An 18968-nucleotide genomic window follows, 5' to 3' on the forward strand; every position below is an offset into this window, starting at 1 on the left:
GCTGCATACCAGTTTGGAACCTTACACCTGCATGCGCATGATTTCCTGATATGCTTCGATCGCTTTGTTACGTACTTGCATCGTCATTTGTAACATGAGAGAAGCTTTTTGACCCGCTACCATCACCTGATGGACATCGTTCACTTCTCCTGCAGCATATTTTATTGCCATTTCCTCTGAAACTAATTGCGCCCGATTCACCTGATCAAGGGCATCGGTCATATAGGCCGAGAAATTGCGCGCTACTTCAGCTGGTGAAGCTGTATTTTTTACTTGTTGTAGCGGCTGCGCATTTATGACTGAACCTATGTTATTAATTTCCACTTGTCAGCCAACCCCTTTATTATTTACCATTAATCTCTAGTGCTTTTTGCATCATGCCCTTTAATGCATTCATAGCTGTAACATTTGCCTCATAAGACCTAGAAGCAGAAATCATGTCAACCATCTCTTTTGTCACGTCTACATTAGGCATCAGGACATAGCCATCTAGGTCTGCGTCCGGGTGCTCAGGATTATAGACCCTTTGAAATTGACTATTGTCCTCCTTAATCGCGGTAACATGTACCCCAGATTCCTGGCGACCTGCTACATTCCCGACTGCTGCTTGTAGAAGATTGTCGAACGACTCTCCTGTTCTTGGTGATAATTCTACCATCTTACGTCGGTACGGTTGCCACGCCCCATTTACGAATTTCCCGCGAGTCGTATTGGCATTTGCGATATTAGAAGCAATCGTATCCAGCCTTAGCCGATTGGCAGTCAAGGCAGAGGCACTTGTATCAATTCCACGAAACAGACTCATCTACTATCTTCCTCCCTCAACAACACTCTTCAGTTTAGTAAAGTATCCATTTGTTAGCTGAACTAGGCCGTTATACCAAATGATGTTCTTAGCCTGTTGGCTCATTTCAGATTCAATGTCCACATTGTTTCCATTGTTTTGAATTGACGTTTGGTTGTTCGTTATGGTCCGGGCCTGAGGGATATTACCTAAACCTGTGCCAAATGGAATGTGTCTCTGATCCGTTCGATATGCTTCTAAGGTTCGACCACTATTTCCTTCCAATGCCTCCTTCAGCAAGCTTTCAAATACTACCTGCTTGCTCTGAAAATGAGGAGTATCAACGTTAGAAATATTGTTGGCAATCACTTTTCCTCTAAGCATAGCGGCGTCCAATGAGTTTTCTAGTACATTTAATTGCGTAGATTGAATCAAGTTTCTCTCCCCTCCTTTGTGCCTAAGCTTACATTTTTCTTCTATTTTCTTTGCAATTCGACATCTAACACGCACCTATAATACCATGAAGAAAACTACTAAGAAAGCCCTATCTTACTAGGACTAGGAAAAATGTTACAAAAGTCTCAATTGGTTAAAATGCCTATAAAAACAGTGCTTTTTACCAATTTTGTCACATTCGTTTCATAAATGTATTAATAATGTGAATACTTATTGTGAATACTATATAAATAAGTGATAAATATGAAAAAAAAGAGAAGAAGGTCAATAGACCCCCTTCTTCATTTTTCAATAAAGCGCATAACAACTGGGTTTTATGTCAGTTTATGGCGTTTTAAGCTTTTCTAATTCCGGAAGAAGTTTGCCATTTAGAACTTTAATAAATGTACCCTTCATACCCAAAGAACGTGATTCAATAACACCAGCACTCTCTAATTTTCTCAAAGCGTTAACAATAACAGAACGTGTAATACCTACACGGTCAGCAATTTTGGAAGCAACAAGTAGGCCTTCTTTCCCATCTAATTCTTGGAAAATATGCTCAACCGCTTCAAGTTCACTATAGGACAATGAGCCAATAGCCATTTGTACAACAGCTTTGCTGCGCGCTTCTTCTTCAATTGCCTCTGCACGTTCACGCAAAATTTCCATACCTACTACAGTAGCGCCCACTTCAGTTAGAATTAGGTCACCTTCGACAAATTCTTTATTTACACGAGCCAAGATCAATGTACCCAATCGATCTCCGCCACCCATAATTGGAACGATTGTAGTCCAACCTGTAGGGAATACTTCTTTCATTTCCACTGGGAAAGCACTATGTGGACTGTTTACATCAAGGTTTGCAGATGTTTCTTCAACTTTTAATAGACCATTGCTATATTCTTCTGGGAAACGGCGATCCTCTAGCATTTTGCGAATACGATCATTGTCGATTTCCTGTGCAATTGCATATCCCAGTAATTTTCCTTTTCTGCTTAAAACGAAAATATTTGCGTCAATAACGTCACTTAGTACGCTTGACATTTCATTAAAGTTAACCGCGTTACCAGCCGTTTTTTGAAGCATACGGTTAATCCTTCTAGTTTTTGTTAGTAAATCCATCGTATATTTCCTCCTGACATCTTCTCACAAATAGATCGCCAATATATGTTTTTCTCTCTATAAAATGTATTGACTTAGGTCGCGATTCTGTACAATACTATTTAACTTTTCTTGTACATACTGAGCGGTAATGTTGATTACACTCAGGTTAATATCTGGTGCTTCAAAAGATAAATCCTCAAGCAATTTTTCTAATAGGGTGTGTAGCCTTCTTGCTCCGATATTATCGGTACTTTGATTCACCTCTGTTGCCAATCGTGCTATCTCATGTATAGCATCTTCAGAAAACACAATTTTAATTCCTTCCGTTTCCAAAAGGGCTTGATATTGTGTAATTAATGCATTTTTAGGTTCTGTCAATATTCTTATAAAATCTTCGGCTTTCAGGCTTGAAAGCTCTACTCGGATCGGGAAACGTCCCTGTAATTCCGGAATAAGATCAGAAGGTTTGGCTACATGGAACGCTCCAGCAGCCATGAAAAGCATATAATCTGTCTTCACTGGTCCATACTTGGTCATAATCGTAGAGCCTTCCACAATCGGTAAAATGTCACGTTGGACTCCCTCTCGTGACACGTCAGGCCCACGACTATCCTTTCCGGCGATTTTATCAATCTCGTCGATAAAGATAATTCCAAATTGTTCAGCTCGAGATATGGATTCTTGAGTCACTTCATCCATATCTACCAGCTTTTGAGCTTCTTGTTGAATCAAGATTTTACGTGCTTCTCGGATGGTCAGCTTGCGTTTTTTGGTTCGCTTGGGCATCAAGCTCCCAAACATCTCCTGCATCTGATTCCCCATCTGCTCTGCACCAGGAATTTGCAACATGTCAAACATAGACGGTGACTGATCTTCTATTTCTATTTCGATCTGTTCGTCCTCTAGCTGACCTGCCGCTAGCTTCCAGGCCATTTGTTTTCGCCGTTGCTCTAGGCTTGGATCTTCCTGATCGCTTTTTTCTGTTTGTTGCTGGTTAGAAAATAACATCTCAAACGGATTCTTAAAGTTGTTTTGCTGTTTCTTTGAAGGAAGTAAAAGCTGAACTAGCGCTTCTTCAGCATTTTTCTCCGCCTGTTCCTTGACTTTTTCCATCTTTTCCATTTTGACAATTCGGATAGACGATTCCACTAAATCGCGTACCATCGATTCTACATCGCGACCTACGTAACCGACTTCCGTATATTTTGTAGCTTCTACTTTTATAAACGGAGCTCCGGTTAGCTTTGCGATACGGCGCGCAATCTCCGTTTTCCCGACTCCAGTCGGTCCAATCATCAAGATATTTTTAGGAATCACTTCATCCCGAATTTGTTCCGGCAAGCGACTGCGACGATATCTATTGCGAAGCGCTACAGCAATGGCACGTTTGGCCTGCTGCTGCCCTACAATGTATTTATCCAAATGTTCTACAATCAAGCGGGGGGTCAATTGCTCCCAATTTAATAACAAGGACATCTCTCCCTACCCTTCCATTTTCATGTCTTCAATTACTAAATTCGTATTCGTAAAGACGCAAATTTCAGCGGCGGTTAAAAGACTGGCTTCAGCAATCTGCCGAGCAGTAAGCTCTGGCGCATATTTTTTCAAAGCCCGTCCCGCTGCAAGGGCAAAATTGCCGCCTGATCCGATGGCTAGTATGCCGTCGTCCGGTTCAATAATTTCACCATTACCTGAGATTAAAAGAAGATGCCTGCGATTGCACACAATCATCATGGCCTCCAAACGGCGCAATATTTTATCCGAACGCCATTCTTTAGCAAGCTCGACCGCCGATCTCTGTAAATTCCCATGATACTCTTCCAGTTTGCCTTCAAAAAGTTCAAACAAGGTAATTGCATCAGCTACAGAGCCAGCAAATCCTGCCATAACTTCCTCTCGATATAGTCTTCGTACTTTTTTGGCTGTATTTTTCATTACCATACTGTTGCCAAACGTAACCTGACCGTCTCCTGCCATCGCCGCTTCACCCTTATGCTGGATGGCAAAAATGGTTGTAGCATGAAATTGTTCCATAGTCGTTCACCCCCTGTGAAAATTTGCACGCGGATGTGCAGTATCGTATACCTCGCGTAATCTTTCTTTTGTAATGTGAGTGTATACTTGTGTAGTGGAGATATTCACATGTCCTAATAGCTCTTGTACCGTCCGCAAATCTGCCCCTGCATTAAGTAAATGAGTAGCAAAAGAATGACGGAAACTGTGCGGTGAAATCCCTAGATGAAGGGCTGCTTTCTGTAGATACTTATCTACCATTCGGCGTACACTACGATCAGATAAAGGGGTTCCCCTATAATTTAACAAGAGTATCGGGTTATCTTTTTCAGCCTTGGCTAATAGCTTCGGACGACCTGCCTGTAAGTATTCTTGCATAGCTTTGATAGCAAAACTCCCAATTGGCACATATCTTTCCTTAGCACCTTTACCGAACACAAGAGCAATTCCGTTCTGAAGGTCAACATCACTAATAGACATTGTTACCAACTCAGACACGCGCATTCCACTTGCATATAAAAGCTCCATAATAAGGAAATCACGAAGGCCAAGCGGTGTAGATGTATCAATTACTCCCAATAGAGCTTCTATTTCATGCGGATACATAAAGGTAGGTAGCTTCTTCTCTACTTTTGGTGTAGACACCATTTGAAAAGGATTTTGATCCAAATGTTCTTCACGCATTAAAAAGCGGTAAAAGCTCCGCAAGCTAGACAATTTTCTCGCAATACTTCGACGGGAAAGACCTTTTCTCGCAAGATGAGCTAAAAAAGACCGACCATGTAAATAAGAAACAGCAGCAAATTCATTGATTTGTTGCTGTTTCATAAATACGACAAATTCATTGATATCTGCTACGTATTGCTTCAGCGTATGAGGAGAGACGTTTTTTTCCACCTTTAGGTAATGGATGTAAGATGTGATCCATGCGGAAAACTCTGATGAATTGTCCATCTGAGATGTACTCCTCCCAAATCACATATATAGTAACATAGCGTTAAACAATGAAACAACTTTAATTATGTCTTTTATGTGTAAAATTCTGAATACTGCCAAGCGCCCGTTCAGCAAGCTTTTCGTTTTTTTCCTTTTTGTTCCTAATTTTAATTCCTAAACTTGGCAAAAGACCAAAATTAGCGTTCATTGGCTGGAAATGTTTGGCGTTGGTTGTTGTGATATAATGTGCCATACTGCCCATTACGGTTTCAACCGGAAGAATCATTAGCTCTTCACCCTTAGCAAGACGCGCTGCATTGATACCCGCCAGTAACCCAGAAGCCGCAGACTCAACATAACCCTCAACACCGGTCATCTGTCCAGCAAAAAACAAACTATCCCTATCTTTATATTGATAAGTTGGTCGTAGCAGCTTTGGTGAGTTGATAAATGTATTGCGATGCATAACCCCATAGCGAATGATTTCACAATTTTCCAGTCCTGGAATCATTTGAAAAACTCTCTTTTGCTCTGGCCATTTCAAATGAGTCTGAAAACCTACTATGTTATACAAAGTTGCAGCACTATTGTCTTGTCTTAACTGAATAACAGCATGTGGTTGTTCCCCAGTACGTGGGTCTATTAGCCCTACTGGTTTTAAAGGACCAAACAGCATGGTTTGCCGCCCGCGGGAAGCCATGACCTCAATCGGCATGCATCCTTCGAAAAAGACCTCTTTTTCAAATTCCTTTAGAGGAACGGTTTCTGCAGAAATTAATGCATCATAAAAACGATTAAATTCCTCTTCGTTCATTGGGCAGTTTAAGTATGCCGCTTCCCCTTTATCATACCGCGAAGCAACAAACACTTTTTCCATGTCAATTGAATCCTTCTCGATAATAGGCGCCGCTGCATCATAGAAATACAGATACTCTTCTCCCGTAAGCTGCTTTAATTTGTCAGAAAGTGCTGGGGAAGTAAGCGGACCAGATGCAACGATCACAATACCCTCTGGAATCTCCGTAATTTCTTCATTAATTACCTCAATTAACGGATGGTTACGTACAGATTCCGTAACATACTCTGCAAATTCATGACGATCAACAGCCAAGGCTCCGCCAGCAGGAACCTGGCATCGGTCGGCTGCCTTCATGATTACAGAATCAAATTGACGCATTTCTTCTTTTAAAACCCCAACGGCATTGGTTAATGAATTAGCTCTAAGCGAATTGCTGCAAACCAATTCAGCAAATTTATCTGTGTGGTGCGCAGGAGTTTGCTTAACCGGTCTCATTTCGTACAGCTTTACAGAAACACCAGCCTGAGCAATTTGCCAAGCAGCTTCACTCCCGGCAAGACCTGCTCCAACCACGGTTACAAAAGGTTGTGTCATGGTGAAAAATCCTCTCTATACCTACTATTTAATTGATCAGGGGAATAGAACAAAAAGTTCTAAGAATCCCCTTCTTCTTCGTAATCACATTTTGTACAGACAATATTTACGCCTTGTTTTTTCCGTTTCTTTTCAACGAGCAACTCGCCACACTTTGGACAAGGTCTGGAAATTGGTTTATCCCAGGATAAAAATTCACATTCCGGATAGTTGGTGCATCCATAGAAAATACGATTCTTTTTGCTTTTACGCTCGACTACCTCACCATCTTTACAGCTAGGGCATTTAACACCGATATGTTTGACAATTGGTTTGGTATTTCTACAGTCTGGAAAACCAGAACAAGCGAGGAACTTTCCGAAGCGCCCTAATTTGTAAACCAAATGCTTGCCGCATAGTTCACAAATCTCATCAGACACCTCATCCTTTAGTTCCACTTCCTTCATTTCTTCTTCTGCAACTTTAACCCGTTCAGAGAAGCCTTGATAGAAAGAATCGAGAACCTTTACCCAGTCTGCTACCCCTTCCTCAACCTGATCCAGCCCGCCTTCCATTCCAGATGTAAATTCTACATCTAAAATCTCAGGGAAAAACTCTTCAATCAAAGAGATGACGATTTGACCAAGTTCGGTAGGTATAAACCTCTTCTCTTCTAAAGCAACGTATCCACGCTTTTGAATTGTTTCTAGAGTAGGAGCATAGGTGGATGGACGACCAATTCCGTTTTCCTCTAACGTTTTGACCAATCTTGCTTCTGTATAACGTGGCGGCGGCTGTGTAAAATGCTGTTTTGGCTCAATGGTTCTCTCAGATAAAATCTGACCTTCTTCGATTGGAGGTAACAGCTTATCATCTTCATTGGAACCGTCATCATTTCCCTCAATATACACTTTCATAAAGCCTGCAAATTGTACTTTAGAACCGCTGGCGCGAAACATCACACCATTGTTTTCTATGTCTACGCTCATTGTATCGAGAACGGCTGAAGCCATTTGGCTTGCTAAAAAACGTTCCCATATTAAGCGATACAATCGCAGTTGATCTCGACTTAAGTACTCCTTCATGTCATCAGGTGTACGCAAGACAGACGTAGGGCGAACTGCTTCATGTGCATCCTGAGCATTTTCCTTCTTAGGTGCTTGACGAGGTTCCTTTACAGAAAACTCCTGCCCATAATGATTGATTATGAATTCCTTCGCTTCGTCTTGAGCAGTTTGGGATACGCGTGTTGAGTCTGTACGCATATACGTAATTAAACCAACCGTACCTTCTTTGCCTAAATCAATACCTTCGTATAGTTGTTGAGCAATCATCATCGTCTTAGCAGTACGGAAATTCAGCTTACGAGCAGCTTCCTGTTGCAAGGAACTCGTGATAAAAGCAGGAGCCGGATGACGCTTGCGTTCCTTCTTTTGCACTTTTACGACTCTGTATTCGTCTTTCTTGATTTTTCTCAAAATCTCTTGGACATTCTCTTCTGAAGAGAGTTCTACCTTTTCGTTAGCATATCCATAAAAACGAGCTTCAAATGGTTTTTTATTGGATTCTAATGTAGACGTAATCGTCCAATACTCTTCTGGAATAAACTGCTGAATCTCTTTTTCTCGATCGTTTATCATTTTTACTGTTACAGATTGAACACGACCTGCACTCAAGCCCTTCCGTACCTTTTTCCATAGGATAGGACTAATATTATAGCCCACGAGACGGTCTAAAATTCTGCGAGCTTGTTGAGCGTGAACCAAATCCATATTAATGTGTCTCGGATGCTTAAATGCATCTTTAATAGCTTCTTTCGTGATTTCATTAAACACAACACGCAGAGGCTTAGTCATATCAAGACCAAGATATGTGGCTAAATGCCAAGCAATAGCTTCCCCTTCACGATCCGGGTCGGCTGCGAGATATACTTTAGTCGCTTTCTTAGCTGCATCTTTCAATCCTTTTAAAATGTCACCTTTACCACGAATGGTTATGTATTTGGGTTCAAAATGGTTACCAACATCAACCCCCATTTGACTTTTAGGGAGGTCGCGCACATGGCCCATTGACGCTTTCACGACATATTTGCTGCCCAGATATTTACCTATCGTCTTTGCTTTCGCCGGGGACTCGACGATAACGAGAGTATCAGCCATTCTATTTTTTTCCCCCTTACAAAATGAATCTCCCCTATTATTCAATACGGGATATCCATTTGTCAAACTTCTAATATTTTCCTTCTACACTTTTCTTCTTCTATAAAATTGTCCAGCTTCCTCTTCAATCAAACCTTTCCCTACCAATAAAAGTAAAAAAACATGAAAATCACTCTGAAATTCCTTTGCTATTTTACCCTTGATCTCATCAATATGAAGACTTTTTTCCTGCATACTTGACAATAGTGCTATTTCACCTGCTGATAAATCTATCTCCTTCGTATCTACAGATTTTTTCTGAAATGTAGATTGTAAATGATAAGGCAGTTCCTCTATGATATCTTCCAATGAACCTATTAATTTCGCTCCCTCTTTAATTAAGCAATGAGTCCCTTCACTTCCTTTAGCAAAGATGGAGCCAGGAACAGCAAAAACCTCTCTATTTTGTTCCAGTGCACAACGCGCCGTAATAAGTGATCCGCTTTTCTCTGCTGCCTCTACAACTATTGTCCCCCAACAAAGCCCGCTAATAATCCGATTGCGTTCAGGAAAAAAACCAGTCCTCGGAGCTTTTGCTTCTGAATATTCAGATATAAGCAATCCATGCTGTACCATTTGCGTATATAATACCCTATTTTGAGCGGGATAAATCCGATCCAGTCCGTTTCCAAGAACACCAATTGTTTCCGCCCGATGCTGGAGGGCAGTCTGATGTGCTATGGTGTCAATTCCTTTCGCTACCCCCGACACAATAACCATGCCAGATTCAACTAAACTACTCACCAGCATCTTACAAGCATCTCGACCATAAGCTGAAGGATTTCTTGTTCCCACAACTCCAATTGAGATTTTATGCAGCAGTTCTAAATTCCCGCGATAATATAAAAGGATGGGAGGATCAGGTATCTCGCGTAAATTCTCTGGATACTCTCGATCCCAATATGTAATAAATTGGATTTTCTTCCGTTCTCTTTCTACTTTATCCTCATACACCTGTTTTGTAGTGAGATTAGTAAGAAAGCTCCCGTCTTCCTTTCTGTTTCGGAGCCAATCTAAGTTATAAGGAGGTTCAAAGCCTCTCTTTTCTTCATAAATAGCCCACAAAGCTTTTCGCCCTATTCCATGCTGTCTACTCAATGTATATACCCAATCACGTTCCTCTAGCACTCTCATCTGCCTTCACTCTTTCTTTTTCTTCATTATAAAAAGAGTAAGAGGGGTAGCACAAAAATAAAAACAAAAAGCCAAGCAAACCCAAACCTCTCTCCAAGTCTTGTTTTTGGAGCAGTTTAGTCTGTTGACTTTTTGTAACCAATTATTTATTCATTACTTTATCTAGCATACCTTTTTCTGTCAGGAATTCTACTAATGTTTCACCGATAACAGCAGGAGTTTTAGCAACACGTACACCGCATTCCTCTAGTTTCGCAATTTTCTCAGCGGCTGTTCCCTTACCACCTGAGATAATCGCTCCTGCATGACCCATACGTTTGCCTGGAGGGGCTGTTTGACCACCGATGAATCCAACCACCGGCTTTTTCATGTTAGCTGCAATCCACTCAGCCGCTTCCTCTTCTGCTGTACCCCCGATTTCTCCGATCATAATAACCGCTTCTGTATCAGGATCTTCATTAAATAATGATAATACATCGATAAAATTAGTGCCGTTTACTGGGTCGCCACCAATACCAACTGCTGTTGATTGGCCCATACCACGCGTTGTCGTTTGATGAACTGCTTCATATGTCAATGTACCGGAGCGGGATACAATCCCCACTTTGCCTGGTGTATGGATATAACCTGGCATAATCCCGATTTTACACTCCCCTGGAGTAATGACCCCTGGGCAGTTCGGACCGATTAAACGCGTCTTTTTGCCTTCCATGTAGCGTTTTACTTTAACCATATCAAGAACAGGAATTCCTTCAGTAATGCAAATAACTAAATCTAGATCGGCATCTACTGCTTCCATGATGGCATCTGCTGCACCTGCTGGCGGTACGTAGATTACAGAGACAGTGGCTCCTGTTTTTTCTACAGCTTCCACAACGGTATCAAAAATTGGAATCCCGTCTACTTCTTGTCCACCTTTTCCAGCGCGTACTCCACCTACCATTTGTGTTCCGTATTCAACAGCACCGCGAGTATGGAACAAAGCTGTAGAGCCTGTAATCCCCTGTGTAATCACTTTCGTATTTTTATTAATTAAAATACTCATCGCGTATGTTTCCCACCTTTTTATCGTCTTCTTGCTTCTGTAACGGACAACATCCTACTTTACGAGAGCAACGATTTTCTCGGCTCCATCAGCCATGGAATCAGCTGCAACGATATCTAATCCTGAATCCTTCAGAATTTGTTTGCCAAGCTCAACGTTTGTACCTTCCAGACGAACGACTAGAGGTTTGTCCAAACTTACTTGTTTCGCCGCTGCTACTACACCGCTCGCGATAATGTCACATTTCATAATACCACCAAAGATATTGATGAAAATACCTTTTACTTTAGGGTCTGACAGAATGATTTTGAAAGCTTCCGTTACTTTCTCTTCTGTTGCACCGCCCCCAACATCTAGGAAGTTAGCCGGATCGCCACCATAGAATTTAATAATATCCATGGTTGCCATTGCCAAACCAGCACCATTTACCATACAACCAATGTTACCATCCAGAGCGATATAGGATAGATCATATTTAGAGGCCTGAATCTCTTTTTCGTCTTCTTCTTCTAAATCACGTAATTCCACTACATCAGAATGACGATAGAGAGCATTGCTATCAAAGTTTAATTTTGCATCTAAAGCCATTACTTCGCCGTCACCTGTGACAACTAGTGGGTTAATTTCAGCGATGGAACAATCCTTGTCAACAAATGTTTGATATAAGCTCATCATGAAACTAGCTGCTTTATTGACTAACTCAGCAGGAATATTGATCGCAAAAGCCAAGCGGCGAGCTTGGAATGGCAGTAAACCCGTAACAGGATCAATTACTTCTTTAAAGATCTTCTCAGGTGTATGAGCTGCTACTTCTTCAATCTCCGTACCGCCTTCTTCTGATGCCATCATGACAACGCGATTGGTGGCGCGATCAACTACTACCCCTACGTAATATTCTTTCTTAATGTCACAGCCTTGCTCAATTAGTAAGCGCTTAACTTCTTTGCCTTCTGGACCTGTTTGGTGGGTTACAAGGACCTTACCAAGAATCTCGTTTGCATATGTACGGACTTCATCCAGATTCTTAGCGACCTTAACACCACCAGCTTTTCCGCGACCACCAGCATGGATTTGTGCTTTTACCACTACGACCTGGGTGCCAAGCTCTTCTGCTGCTTTCACTGCTTCATCTACGGAAAAAGCTACTCGGCCTTCCGGTACCTTTACCCCGTATTGTTTTAGTATCTGTTTTCCTTGATACTCATGAATGTTCATTCTGCAACCTCCTATGGCAGTTTGAATCAATAATGGTGAGCAAAAGTATAATTTCTTGCTAGACCAAGCAAAAACCAGCCCCAAAAGGCTCTGGTCGGACAAAAAGTGTCAATGTTATGACGTATTTATTTTACGATAAGATATGAAAAAAGTCACTCACTTAATGGTACGTTATCATTTATGAACTCAGTAAATTATTTAGTCTTCTCTCGTAAATAGAATCGCTTCCAAATTCGGTTGTAAATTAGGCCAATAGTATTTCTTTCCTTGATAAAAAACATAATTTCCTTCTATCTTCATCGGATATTGTTGTTTATTGATATAAAAGGTCAGATTCAATGATGCTGTGGAGCTTTCTTCTTGCCGCCACACGGTAGAAGTTGAAGGCTGAGTGCGTGAAAGCACACGAATTACTTGATGCATTCTGCCCTGCTGCATGAAATTCTGTTTGATAAGATAAGCTTCTCGCTTATTGTCATGTGAGCGGTAATCTGCTTCTAATTGTGTTGCTTCATATAATTCTTCCCATACTGACTTTTTGGGACTATCTGGCAATAACTTGGATACAAGTTGATACAGGGAAGGATTTGCTTGATAATAAATCGTTTCCCTTCCTACCACACAGCGAAGCAATGTTGGCTGAAGGAGTTCATAATGAGGTTCACTCGGTCGCTGAGGATCGTTCATCTGAAAGGCAGGATAAATCGGGTATGCCTGAACAGGTTGATCTAACATTTTGCTTTCTGCTAATAACCTGATAGCCTCCTGGGCTACTGTCCCTTTCACTGTCAGGGTATTGGATTGGGGTAAATCCAGTGCTTTGAATTCTACCCCATCCAATTCTTGAACTCTTATGATAGCTAACCCAAGTTGCTTACGTGCAGTTTGGTAGAACACGCTGGCATTTTCACCACGATAGGTATTATTTGCATAGGTGAAGCCCTGCTCGCCAATCTCCAAAACCAGTGGAGCCTCTTTTTGTCTATAGGCAATTAGTCTAAATTTAATTTCCTGATCCTGCAGCCTATCCTTGGACATGGTCAATGATAGACGACTGCCGGTAAAATTTTTCTCAAATTCTTCTATAGATAGTGGTATTTCTTGTCCTGTTGTAGTGAGGACAGAGACTCCTTCCAATGCCTGAAAAACTTGTGAAAGGTCTACTTTTTCCTCATACCCATAGCCGTTTGACTGCGCAGAGCACCCAACAACGACAAGACAAGTCCATATAACGGACATTAAGCAAACATGCCAGCTTTTTTTCACGCATGTCCCCTCCTAATCTACTTCTATGTTGTCTATCTACAGCAGACCTAGACGACGGCTGATATCGCTGCCTAATCTACGCTTTACATAAATTTCGCCGATTTGATGAGGGTCTTTGACAATAAAGGAACGATTGTTGGTTCGAATTGAGACATATTTCTCATTATTTTTATCAAGTCCGCATATCAATTCATTGCCAACCTCTACGAATATACTAACTACAAATTTCCCCTCAACCTCTCGCAACGAGATTTTTGGAAAAGGATGTAATATCGGCGTAGTTTTAATTTGAATATATTGAGTAATAGCAAGTAAGTATTTATCTGGATCACCATAATGGGCAAGCTCATCGTTCACGCCTATAATCTTTGAATCGTCGCTAATCCCTAAAAAGATATTTCCATTATTACTATTAGCAAACGCGACAATCGCTTTGATGATCGCTTGCTTTGAATGTAAGAAGTCCTGTTTAAATTCAATCATATCGTTCTCACCGAGCTTAGTAGCAATGATTGGGTCATCCAGCCTGCCTAGATGGCGAAAACGACTCAGTGCTCCTAGTCGATAAACATAATCCTCAAATAGATCGGCCGGTAAGGATATATCTTCAATAACTGCATCCACCTTCTGCCATAGCTGATAGGTTTCTCCAGAAAAACACATATCGAATAAAACTGTGCTTCCTAATGATTTCATGTTCATTCCAACTGCGACACTGTTACGAAAGGCAGGCTGATAAGTATCCACTCCCCTTACCTGCATAACTCCTTTTTCAATAAGGAAATCAAAATAGATACGCGGTAATACAAGTAACCGTTTAAGCAGCATTGGATGTAGGGAAGGAAGACGATCATGGAACAAATCAAACAGAATATCATTTTCTGATACACGATGGATCTCAGCAAGAAAAGTACATAAGGTTTTCATCATTCACCCCGTTGCTCCTCTATTGTTTTATGAAGATGTTCATTATGCACGCTTTTCGTTTAATCATTCATCCTGAATAAGGTTCCTTGCTCTTACATTCTTATTCCTTTTTAGTTTATGTTACCTATACTCATTTCAATTAATTTTTCTTATCATACTAAAGTAATATTACAAAACAAAGACAAAAGCTGATTTGATTTCAATTTCTTCGTTCTTCCTGTTTTGTTAACAGAAAAAGCGCCCCGCAACGGATCGCTTTTCTGAAAATGAACATATTTAAAAATATTGTTTCATTAAATGGTCTACCCAATCTGGCACTTGTATATCTGAAACATGATCAAAAGCTGGAAAATATGGTTTTATGTCAAGTACAGGTGTTTCGTGTATAGCATCTAATCCTTTTACAATCAAGCGATCCTTGTGAATATCCATAATTCTGACAGCAGTGGAACCAATAGGTGTGGGTCGATGCTTAGCCCGTTGTGCGAAAATGCCGGTTAAGGGCATATCTACTCTATCCTGCGGTCTCCTAATAAGATGCTCCTTCATTTGAAATGATGATTTGTGCATATAAAACAAAATGATTACGTGTGAAAAGTTTTCCAGACCAAGTAAGCCCTCCTGAAAAGGAGGATAAATAAGTATTTCTGATATGACCTCTCCCCATTTTTCATCCTTTCCTTCAAGGACTGGGGATTGAACTACCCCGATGGCTTGCACAGTAAATGACGTCATATAAAGATCACCCCTTCTTTTTTCTGCTCTGTATTGAATTTACGCTCAGAGGATATCTATAGCGTATCCTGCTTGTGATTTTTAACAGATATTCAGAAATACCGATCCGTTATCAAAATTTTGATCCATACAAAAAAAGGGAATCACTTATTAACAAACATAAGTGATTCCCGTCAATTCATATGTGTAGGCTATTCTCTTGCCTATTTTTTTATAATCTGTTACTTCCCAACAGCCGTCACACATCCATTTTGAGATACCAGATAAATAGTACCATCTGCTCCGATAGCAGGGGAAGATACAGTATTGTCTTTCATATTGTATTCCCAAATTCGATTTCCTTTTTGATCAAGCGCACACAGCACACCGTTTCCTGTTACCATGTAAATCACTCCATTGGCGTCAAGGATTGGTGCTGATTCGATTTTATGCCCTCCATTATAGGACCACTTGGTTTTCCCGTTTTTAGAATCTAACGCAAAAAACATACCGCTATCTGTTCCAACGTAAAGTGTTCCATTAGAATCAATAGCAGGGGATGAGGTTATTTTTTTTCCAACTGAAGTAGACCATTTTTCTTTCCCATTGGATGCAATTGCGTATATCTTTCCGTTTTCTGTACCAAAATAAAGCGTTCCATCATTTCCAATAACCGGAGATTGCTTCATTGGAGCATTCAAGGCCAACGTCCATTTCGTTTTTCCTGATGCCGCATGAACAGCATATAATTTACCGTCGGAATTCCCTACATAAACCACTTGATCCTTTGAAATGATTGGCGCTGTAGTTACAGGGGCTTTTGAGCTAAATGTCCATTTCTCGGAACCATTCTCGTTAAAAGCTTGTAGTTTGCCATCGCCAGTTCCTACATAAATCGTTCCATCTGAACCAAGAGCAGGGGACGTAGTTACTTCACCAACCGTACGTTTCTCCCATTTTTTCACTCCGCTTGGATAAACAGCAAACAAGAGGTGTTCAGTCGAAGCCGTATAAATCGTTCCATCCTTACCAATTACACTACTGGACAGATCGCCTTTGAGCAGAGTTTTCCAATTAATGCGGCCGTTTTGATAAGCATAAAGCTCTCCTCCATTAGAGGTTACGTATACCGTGCCATTAGCTGTAACTACAGGTGAGGATTTGATAGATTTTCCTGAGGTAATCGACCATTTCTCTACTGGGTTCGGAGCAACATTATAACGCGATTGGCGGGTCCAGTTATATGTAGAAGGTTGTGCTGCTTGATAATCATAGCTTCCAGCTTGATAACCTGTTCCTTGTGTAAAGGCTGTTGTTGTTTGAACTGGCTTTACGGCTACAGGCTTAGCCAAAATTGCCTGAGGTACTACCACTGAAGACAAAATCATGGTTCCCGCTACTAACAGTTGGATTCTATTCTGTTTTTTCATGTTCATTCCCTCTCTCTTATACAGGTTTTTAATGAAATCATCATGTTATGCTTTTATTCTGACTACACGCACAGAAAATGATGGGTTAACTACCAGAAACGTGCGTGATTTCCTTTTGAATATACTGTAAATTGCTAGGTGAGTCTACCGTTTATTGTCAGGTAATTTCACCCATTCTATCTTAGGACTTTTGTCTGAATATTAGTAAAGATAAATGAAGATGGTCATTCTGAACAGATCGTATAATGTTATGTAAGGCGCCTTATAGCATAACTTTACACGTTTGACATAGGAATGAATCAGTGTGATTTTTTCCAAAAAAGAAGGAAGGTTTTCTTCAACCTTCCCCTCCATGATCCAACAATTACCTGTATACTGTTAAACCCTTTATCATTTTGTTACCCTCTTTTATTGGCTTCCTCTAGCTCTTCCACCATGATCGATAGCTCGGTCCAACGTTCCATAGCTTGCTCCAATTGATTAGCTATCTCCTGTTCCTGGGCAAACAGCTCCTGCGCTCGCTCTACATTACTACCAGCATTGGCAACTTGATTTTTTATCTCTGAGAGCTTTTCTTCCAAATCGGCGATACGATCCTCTATTTCATCCCAATCTCGTTTGTCTTTATAGGATAATTTTTTGGTTCGGTTTCCACCCCTAGTGGCTTGAGCAGATGACTGATCTGATTTTTGTTCATTCGCTTTTTCTTTTGCTGCTTTTTCAGCTGATGCCTTCTCTTGCTTGCTCTCGTCTAGGTATTCAGAATAATTTCCCATGTAATGACGAATTCTCCCTTGCCCTTCAAAAGCAAACAGATGCTCAACTGTTCGATCTAAGAAATAACGATCGTGAGAGACAGTAATCACAGCCCCTGGGAAGTGATCCAGATAGTCCTCTAAGATACTAAGCGTTTGGATATCCAGATCATTTGTTGGCTCATCAAGGAACAAAACATTTGGTTCTCCCATTAACGTCCGTAGCAAATACAGACGGCGACGCTCCCCACCAGATAGCTTAGAAATATACGTCCATTGCTGATTAGGGGTAAATAAAAATCGTTCCAGCATCTGTGAAGCGGACAAGGTAAATCCATCTGCTGTTTTGATTTGTTCGGCTACTTCCTTGATATATTCAATGACCCGCAAATTACCATCCATCTCTACATTTTCTTGTGTGTAGAATGCAAGCTTCACCGTTTCACCTGTTTCAATCGTTCCGCTATCGGGCTGAATGCGACCTGCAAGCATGTTCAGCAGTGTTGACTTCCCGCTACCATTAGGGCCAATAATCCCAATTCGATCTCCAGGTACTACAATATAACTAAAATCGGTAAGCAGTATACGTTCGCCAAATGCTTTTGAGACCTTTTCTGCTTCTATGACCTTTTTACCAAGACGGCTTGCCCCCAAAGCAATATCCAGCTTAGCCTGCGGACCCTCCACCTTCTTGTCTCGTAGCTCCTCTGCTCGCTGTACTCGGGCTTTTTGCTTGGTAGTTCGGGCTTTAGCCCCTCTTCTCAGCCATGCCAGTTCTCTACGCAATAAATTTTGTCGTTTGCTTTCTTGTGCCAATTCATTCTCTTCGCGCTCTGCCTTCTTTTCTAAAAATGAAGCATAGTTGCCCTCATAGCTGTATAGCTTGCCGTTATCCAATTCAAAAATGCGATTTGTAACTCGATCGAGGAAATAACGGTCATGGGTTACGAGTAATAGTGCACCTTTAAAGGAAGAAAGATACTCTTCTAGCCACTCTACTGTTTCATTGTCAATATGGTTGGTCGGCTCATCTAAAATAAGCAAATCGGCAGGCTGAATTAGTGCACGTGCCATCGCTACCCGTTTACGTTGTCCCCCAGAAAGCTCGCCTACTTTCTGCCCAAACTGGGTAATGCCTAATTTGGTCAGTATCGTTTTTGCCTTCGTGTTTGCATCCCAAGCATTGGTTGCATCCATTTGTTGTTGGGCACGTAATAATCGTTGTAGCTTGTGCTCATTTTCCTGATCCTGCTGCAGTTCTTCCAAAGAAACCTCATATTCCCGTAGGGCCTGCATAAGGGGGGTATCCCCATAAAATACTTGCTCAAGGACAGTTGAGTCTCCATCAAATTCTGGATTCTGCGGCAAATATTCTACACGAAAATGATTGGAATGAATAATCTCCCCCTGATCTGCTTCCTCTATCCCCGCTAGAATTTTAAGCAAGGTAGACTTACCAGTGCCATTAACGCCAATCAACCCAATCCGTTGATTCTCAGCAATATGAAAGGAGATGGTGTCAAACAAGACCTTTTCTCCAAAACTTTTTTTAATATGTTCTACTGTTAATATATTCAAATTGACCATCCTTACTTCTATTTAAGATGTCCGTTCGTAATACTCTACAAAATCTGATT

The 18968-nt window shown here is 41.0% G+C and carries 17 protein-coding genes; all 17 read right to left on the reverse strand.

Annotated elements, in window-relative coordinates; all coding sequences use genetic code 11:
• Nucleotides 1-21 precede the first annotated feature (21 nt).
• The 17 genes from fliE to QZ995_RS09870 all read right to left on the reverse strand — a co-directional run bounded on the left by fliE (nt 22) and on the right by QZ995_RS09870 (nt 18909).
• Nucleotides 22-324 carry a flagellar hook-basal body complex protein FliE gene (gene fliE / locus QZ995_RS09790; RefSeq protein WP_064016850.1) on the reverse strand — a complete coding sequence of 101 codons (303 nt, stop codon included), beginning with the start codon at nt 322-324 and terminating at the stop codon, nt 22-24.
• Nucleotides 325-343: 19 nt separating this feature from the next.
• Nucleotides 344-805: a flagellar basal body rod protein FlgC gene (gene flgC, locus QZ995_RS09795; protein WP_301806137.1), complete on the reverse strand. Its 462-nt coding sequence runs from the start codon at nt 803-805 to the stop codon at nt 344-346.
• 3 nt (nt 806-808) lie between these two features.
• Entirely contained in the window at nt 809-1219 is a 411-nt protein-coding gene (gene flgB / locus QZ995_RS09800) for a flagellar basal body rod protein FlgB (protein WP_301806138.1), read from the reverse strand.
• 345 nt (nt 1220-1564) lie between these two features.
• On the reverse strand, nt 1565-2344 hold the full coding sequence (gene codY / locus QZ995_RS09805; protein ID WP_003336902.1) for a GTP-sensing pleiotropic transcriptional regulator CodY: 780 nt from the start codon (nt 2342-2344) through the stop codon (nt 1565-1567).
• Between the two features lie 57 nt (nt 2345-2401).
• On the reverse strand, nt 2402-3802 hold the full coding sequence (gene hslU, locus QZ995_RS09810; RefSeq protein ID WP_301806139.1) for an ATP-dependent protease ATPase subunit HslU: 1401 nt from the start codon (nt 3800-3802) through the stop codon (nt 2402-2404).
• A gap of 6 nt (nt 3803-3808) precedes the next feature.
• On the reverse strand, nt 3809-4360 hold the full coding sequence (gene hslV, locus QZ995_RS09815; protein ID WP_301806140.1) for an ATP-dependent protease subunit HslV: 552 nt from the start codon (nt 4358-4360) through the stop codon (nt 3809-3811).
• 6 nt (nt 4361-4366) lie between these two features.
• Nucleotides 4367-5293, reverse strand: a complete 927-nt coding sequence (gene xerC, locus QZ995_RS09820; RefSeq protein ID WP_301806141.1) for a tyrosine recombinase XerC — start codon at nt 5291-5293, stop codon at nt 4367-4369.
• Between the two features lie 61 nt (nt 5294-5354).
• Complete coding sequence (gene trmFO, locus QZ995_RS09825) at nt 5355-6668, reverse strand: FADH(2)-oxidizing methylenetetrahydrofolate--tRNA-(uracil(54)-C(5))-methyltransferase TrmFO (protein ID WP_301806142.1); 1314 nt, start codon at nt 6666-6668, stop codon at nt 5355-5357.
• 59 nt (nt 6669-6727) lie between these two features.
• Nucleotides 6728-8806 (reverse strand): type I DNA topoisomerase, encoded by a 2079-nt coding sequence (gene topA, locus QZ995_RS09830; RefSeq protein WP_301806143.1) that lies wholly within the window; start codon nt 8804-8806, stop codon nt 6728-6730.
• 84 nt (nt 8807-8890) lie between these two features.
• The gene (gene dprA, locus QZ995_RS09835; RefSeq protein ID WP_301806144.1) at nt 8891-9979 is read right to left on the reverse strand and encodes a DNA-processing protein DprA; all 1089 of its coding nucleotides are present in this window, start codon (nt 9977-9979) and stop codon (nt 8891-8893) included.
• Nucleotides 9980-10121: 142 nt separating this feature from the next.
• Nucleotides 10122-11024 (reverse strand): succinate--CoA ligase subunit alpha, encoded by a 903-nt coding sequence (sucD, locus tag QZ995_RS09840; protein WP_301806145.1) that lies wholly within the window; start codon nt 11022-11024, stop codon nt 10122-10124.
• A 54-nt stretch (nt 11025-11078) separates the two neighbouring features.
• A complete protein-coding gene (sucC, locus tag QZ995_RS09845; protein WP_301806146.1) occupies nt 11079-12239 on the reverse strand; it encodes an ADP-forming succinate--CoA ligase subunit beta in 1161 nt (386 codons plus the stop codon).
• A gap of 198 nt (nt 12240-12437) precedes the next feature.
• Nucleotides 12438-13505 (reverse strand): hypothetical protein, encoded by a 1068-nt coding sequence (locus QZ995_RS09850; RefSeq protein WP_301806147.1) that lies wholly within the window; start codon nt 13503-13505, stop codon nt 12438-12440.
• A gap of 36 nt (nt 13506-13541) precedes the next feature.
• Nucleotides 13542-14432 (reverse strand): AlbA family DNA-binding domain-containing protein, encoded by an 891-nt coding sequence (locus QZ995_RS09855; RefSeq protein ID WP_301806455.1) that lies wholly within the window; start codon nt 14430-14432, stop codon nt 13542-13544.
• A gap of 276 nt (nt 14433-14708) precedes the next feature.
• On the reverse strand, nt 14709-15167 hold the full coding sequence (gene tsaA, locus QZ995_RS09860) for a tRNA (N6-threonylcarbamoyladenosine(37)-N6)-methyltransferase TrmO (protein ID WP_301806148.1): 459 nt from the start codon (nt 15165-15167) through the stop codon (nt 14709-14711).
• Nucleotides 15168-15388: 221 nt separating this feature from the next.
• Nucleotides 15389-16576, reverse strand: a complete 1188-nt coding sequence (locus tag QZ995_RS09865) for an outer membrane protein assembly factor BamB family protein (protein ID WP_301806149.1) — start codon at nt 16574-16576, stop codon at nt 15389-15391.
• A gap of 398 nt (nt 16577-16974) precedes the next feature.
• On the reverse strand, nt 16975-18909 hold the full coding sequence (locus QZ995_RS09870) for an ABC-F family ATP-binding cassette domain-containing protein (RefSeq protein ID WP_301806150.1): 1935 nt from the start codon (nt 18907-18909) through the stop codon (nt 16975-16977).
• Nucleotides 18910-18968: the final 59 nt, after the last annotated feature.

The organism is Brevibacillus laterosporus (genome assembly GCF_030489605.1).
In the GTDB taxonomy this organism is placed as follows: Bacteria; Bacillota; Bacilli; order Brevibacillales; family Brevibacillaceae; genus Brevibacillus_B; species Brevibacillus_B laterosporus_E.

What these genes read in the sequence shown, in the direction of transcription:
- codY (WP_003336902.1), bottom strand. Translation starts at nt 2,344, where the DNA reads ATGGATTTACTAACAAAAACTAGAAGGATTAACCGTATGCTTCAAAAA.
- tsaA (WP_301806148.1), bottom strand. Translation starts at nt 15,167, where the DNA reads ATGACGTCATTTACTGTGCAAGCCATCGGGGTAGTTCAATCCCCAGTC.
- hslU (WP_301806139.1), bottom strand. Translation starts at nt 3,802, where the DNA reads ATGTCCTTGTTATTAAATTGGGAGCAATTGACCCCCCGCTTGATTGTA.
- topA (WP_301806143.1), bottom strand. Translation starts at nt 8,806, where the DNA reads ATGGCTGATACTCTCGTTATCGTCGAGTCCCCGGCGAAAGCAAAGACG.
- flgC (WP_301806137.1), bottom strand. Translation starts at nt 805, where the DNA reads ATGAGTCTGTTTCGTGGAATTGATACAAGTGCCTCTGCCTTGACTGCC.
- QZ995_RS09865 (WP_301806149.1), bottom strand. Translation starts at nt 16,576, where the DNA reads ATGAAAAAACAGAATAGAATCCAACTGTTAGTAGCGGGAACCATGATT.
- sucD (WP_301806145.1), bottom strand. Translation starts at nt 11,024, where the DNA reads ATGAGTATTTTAATTAATAAAAATACGAAAGTGATTACACAGGGGATT.
- dprA (WP_301806144.1), bottom strand. Translation starts at nt 9,979, where the DNA reads ATGAGAGTGCTAGAGGAACGTGATTGGGTATATACATTGAGTAGACAG.
- hslV (WP_301806140.1), bottom strand. Translation starts at nt 4,360, where the DNA reads ATGGAACAATTTCATGCTACAACCATTTTTGCCATCCAGCATAAGGGT.
- xerC (WP_301806141.1), bottom strand. Translation starts at nt 5,293, where the DNA reads ATGGACAATTCATCAGAGTTTTCCGCATGGATCACATCTTACATCCAT.
- trmFO (WP_301806142.1), bottom strand. Translation starts at nt 6,668, where the DNA reads ATGACACAACCTTTTGTAACCGTGGTTGGAGCAGGTCTTGCCGGGAGT.
- sucC (WP_301806146.1), bottom strand. Translation starts at nt 12,239, where the DNA reads ATGAACATTCATGAGTATCAAGGAAAACAGATACTAAAACAATACGGG.
- QZ995_RS09855 (WP_301806455.1), bottom strand. Translation starts at nt 14,432, where the DNA reads ATGAAAACCTTATGTACTTTTCTTGCTGAGATCCATCGTGTATCAGAA.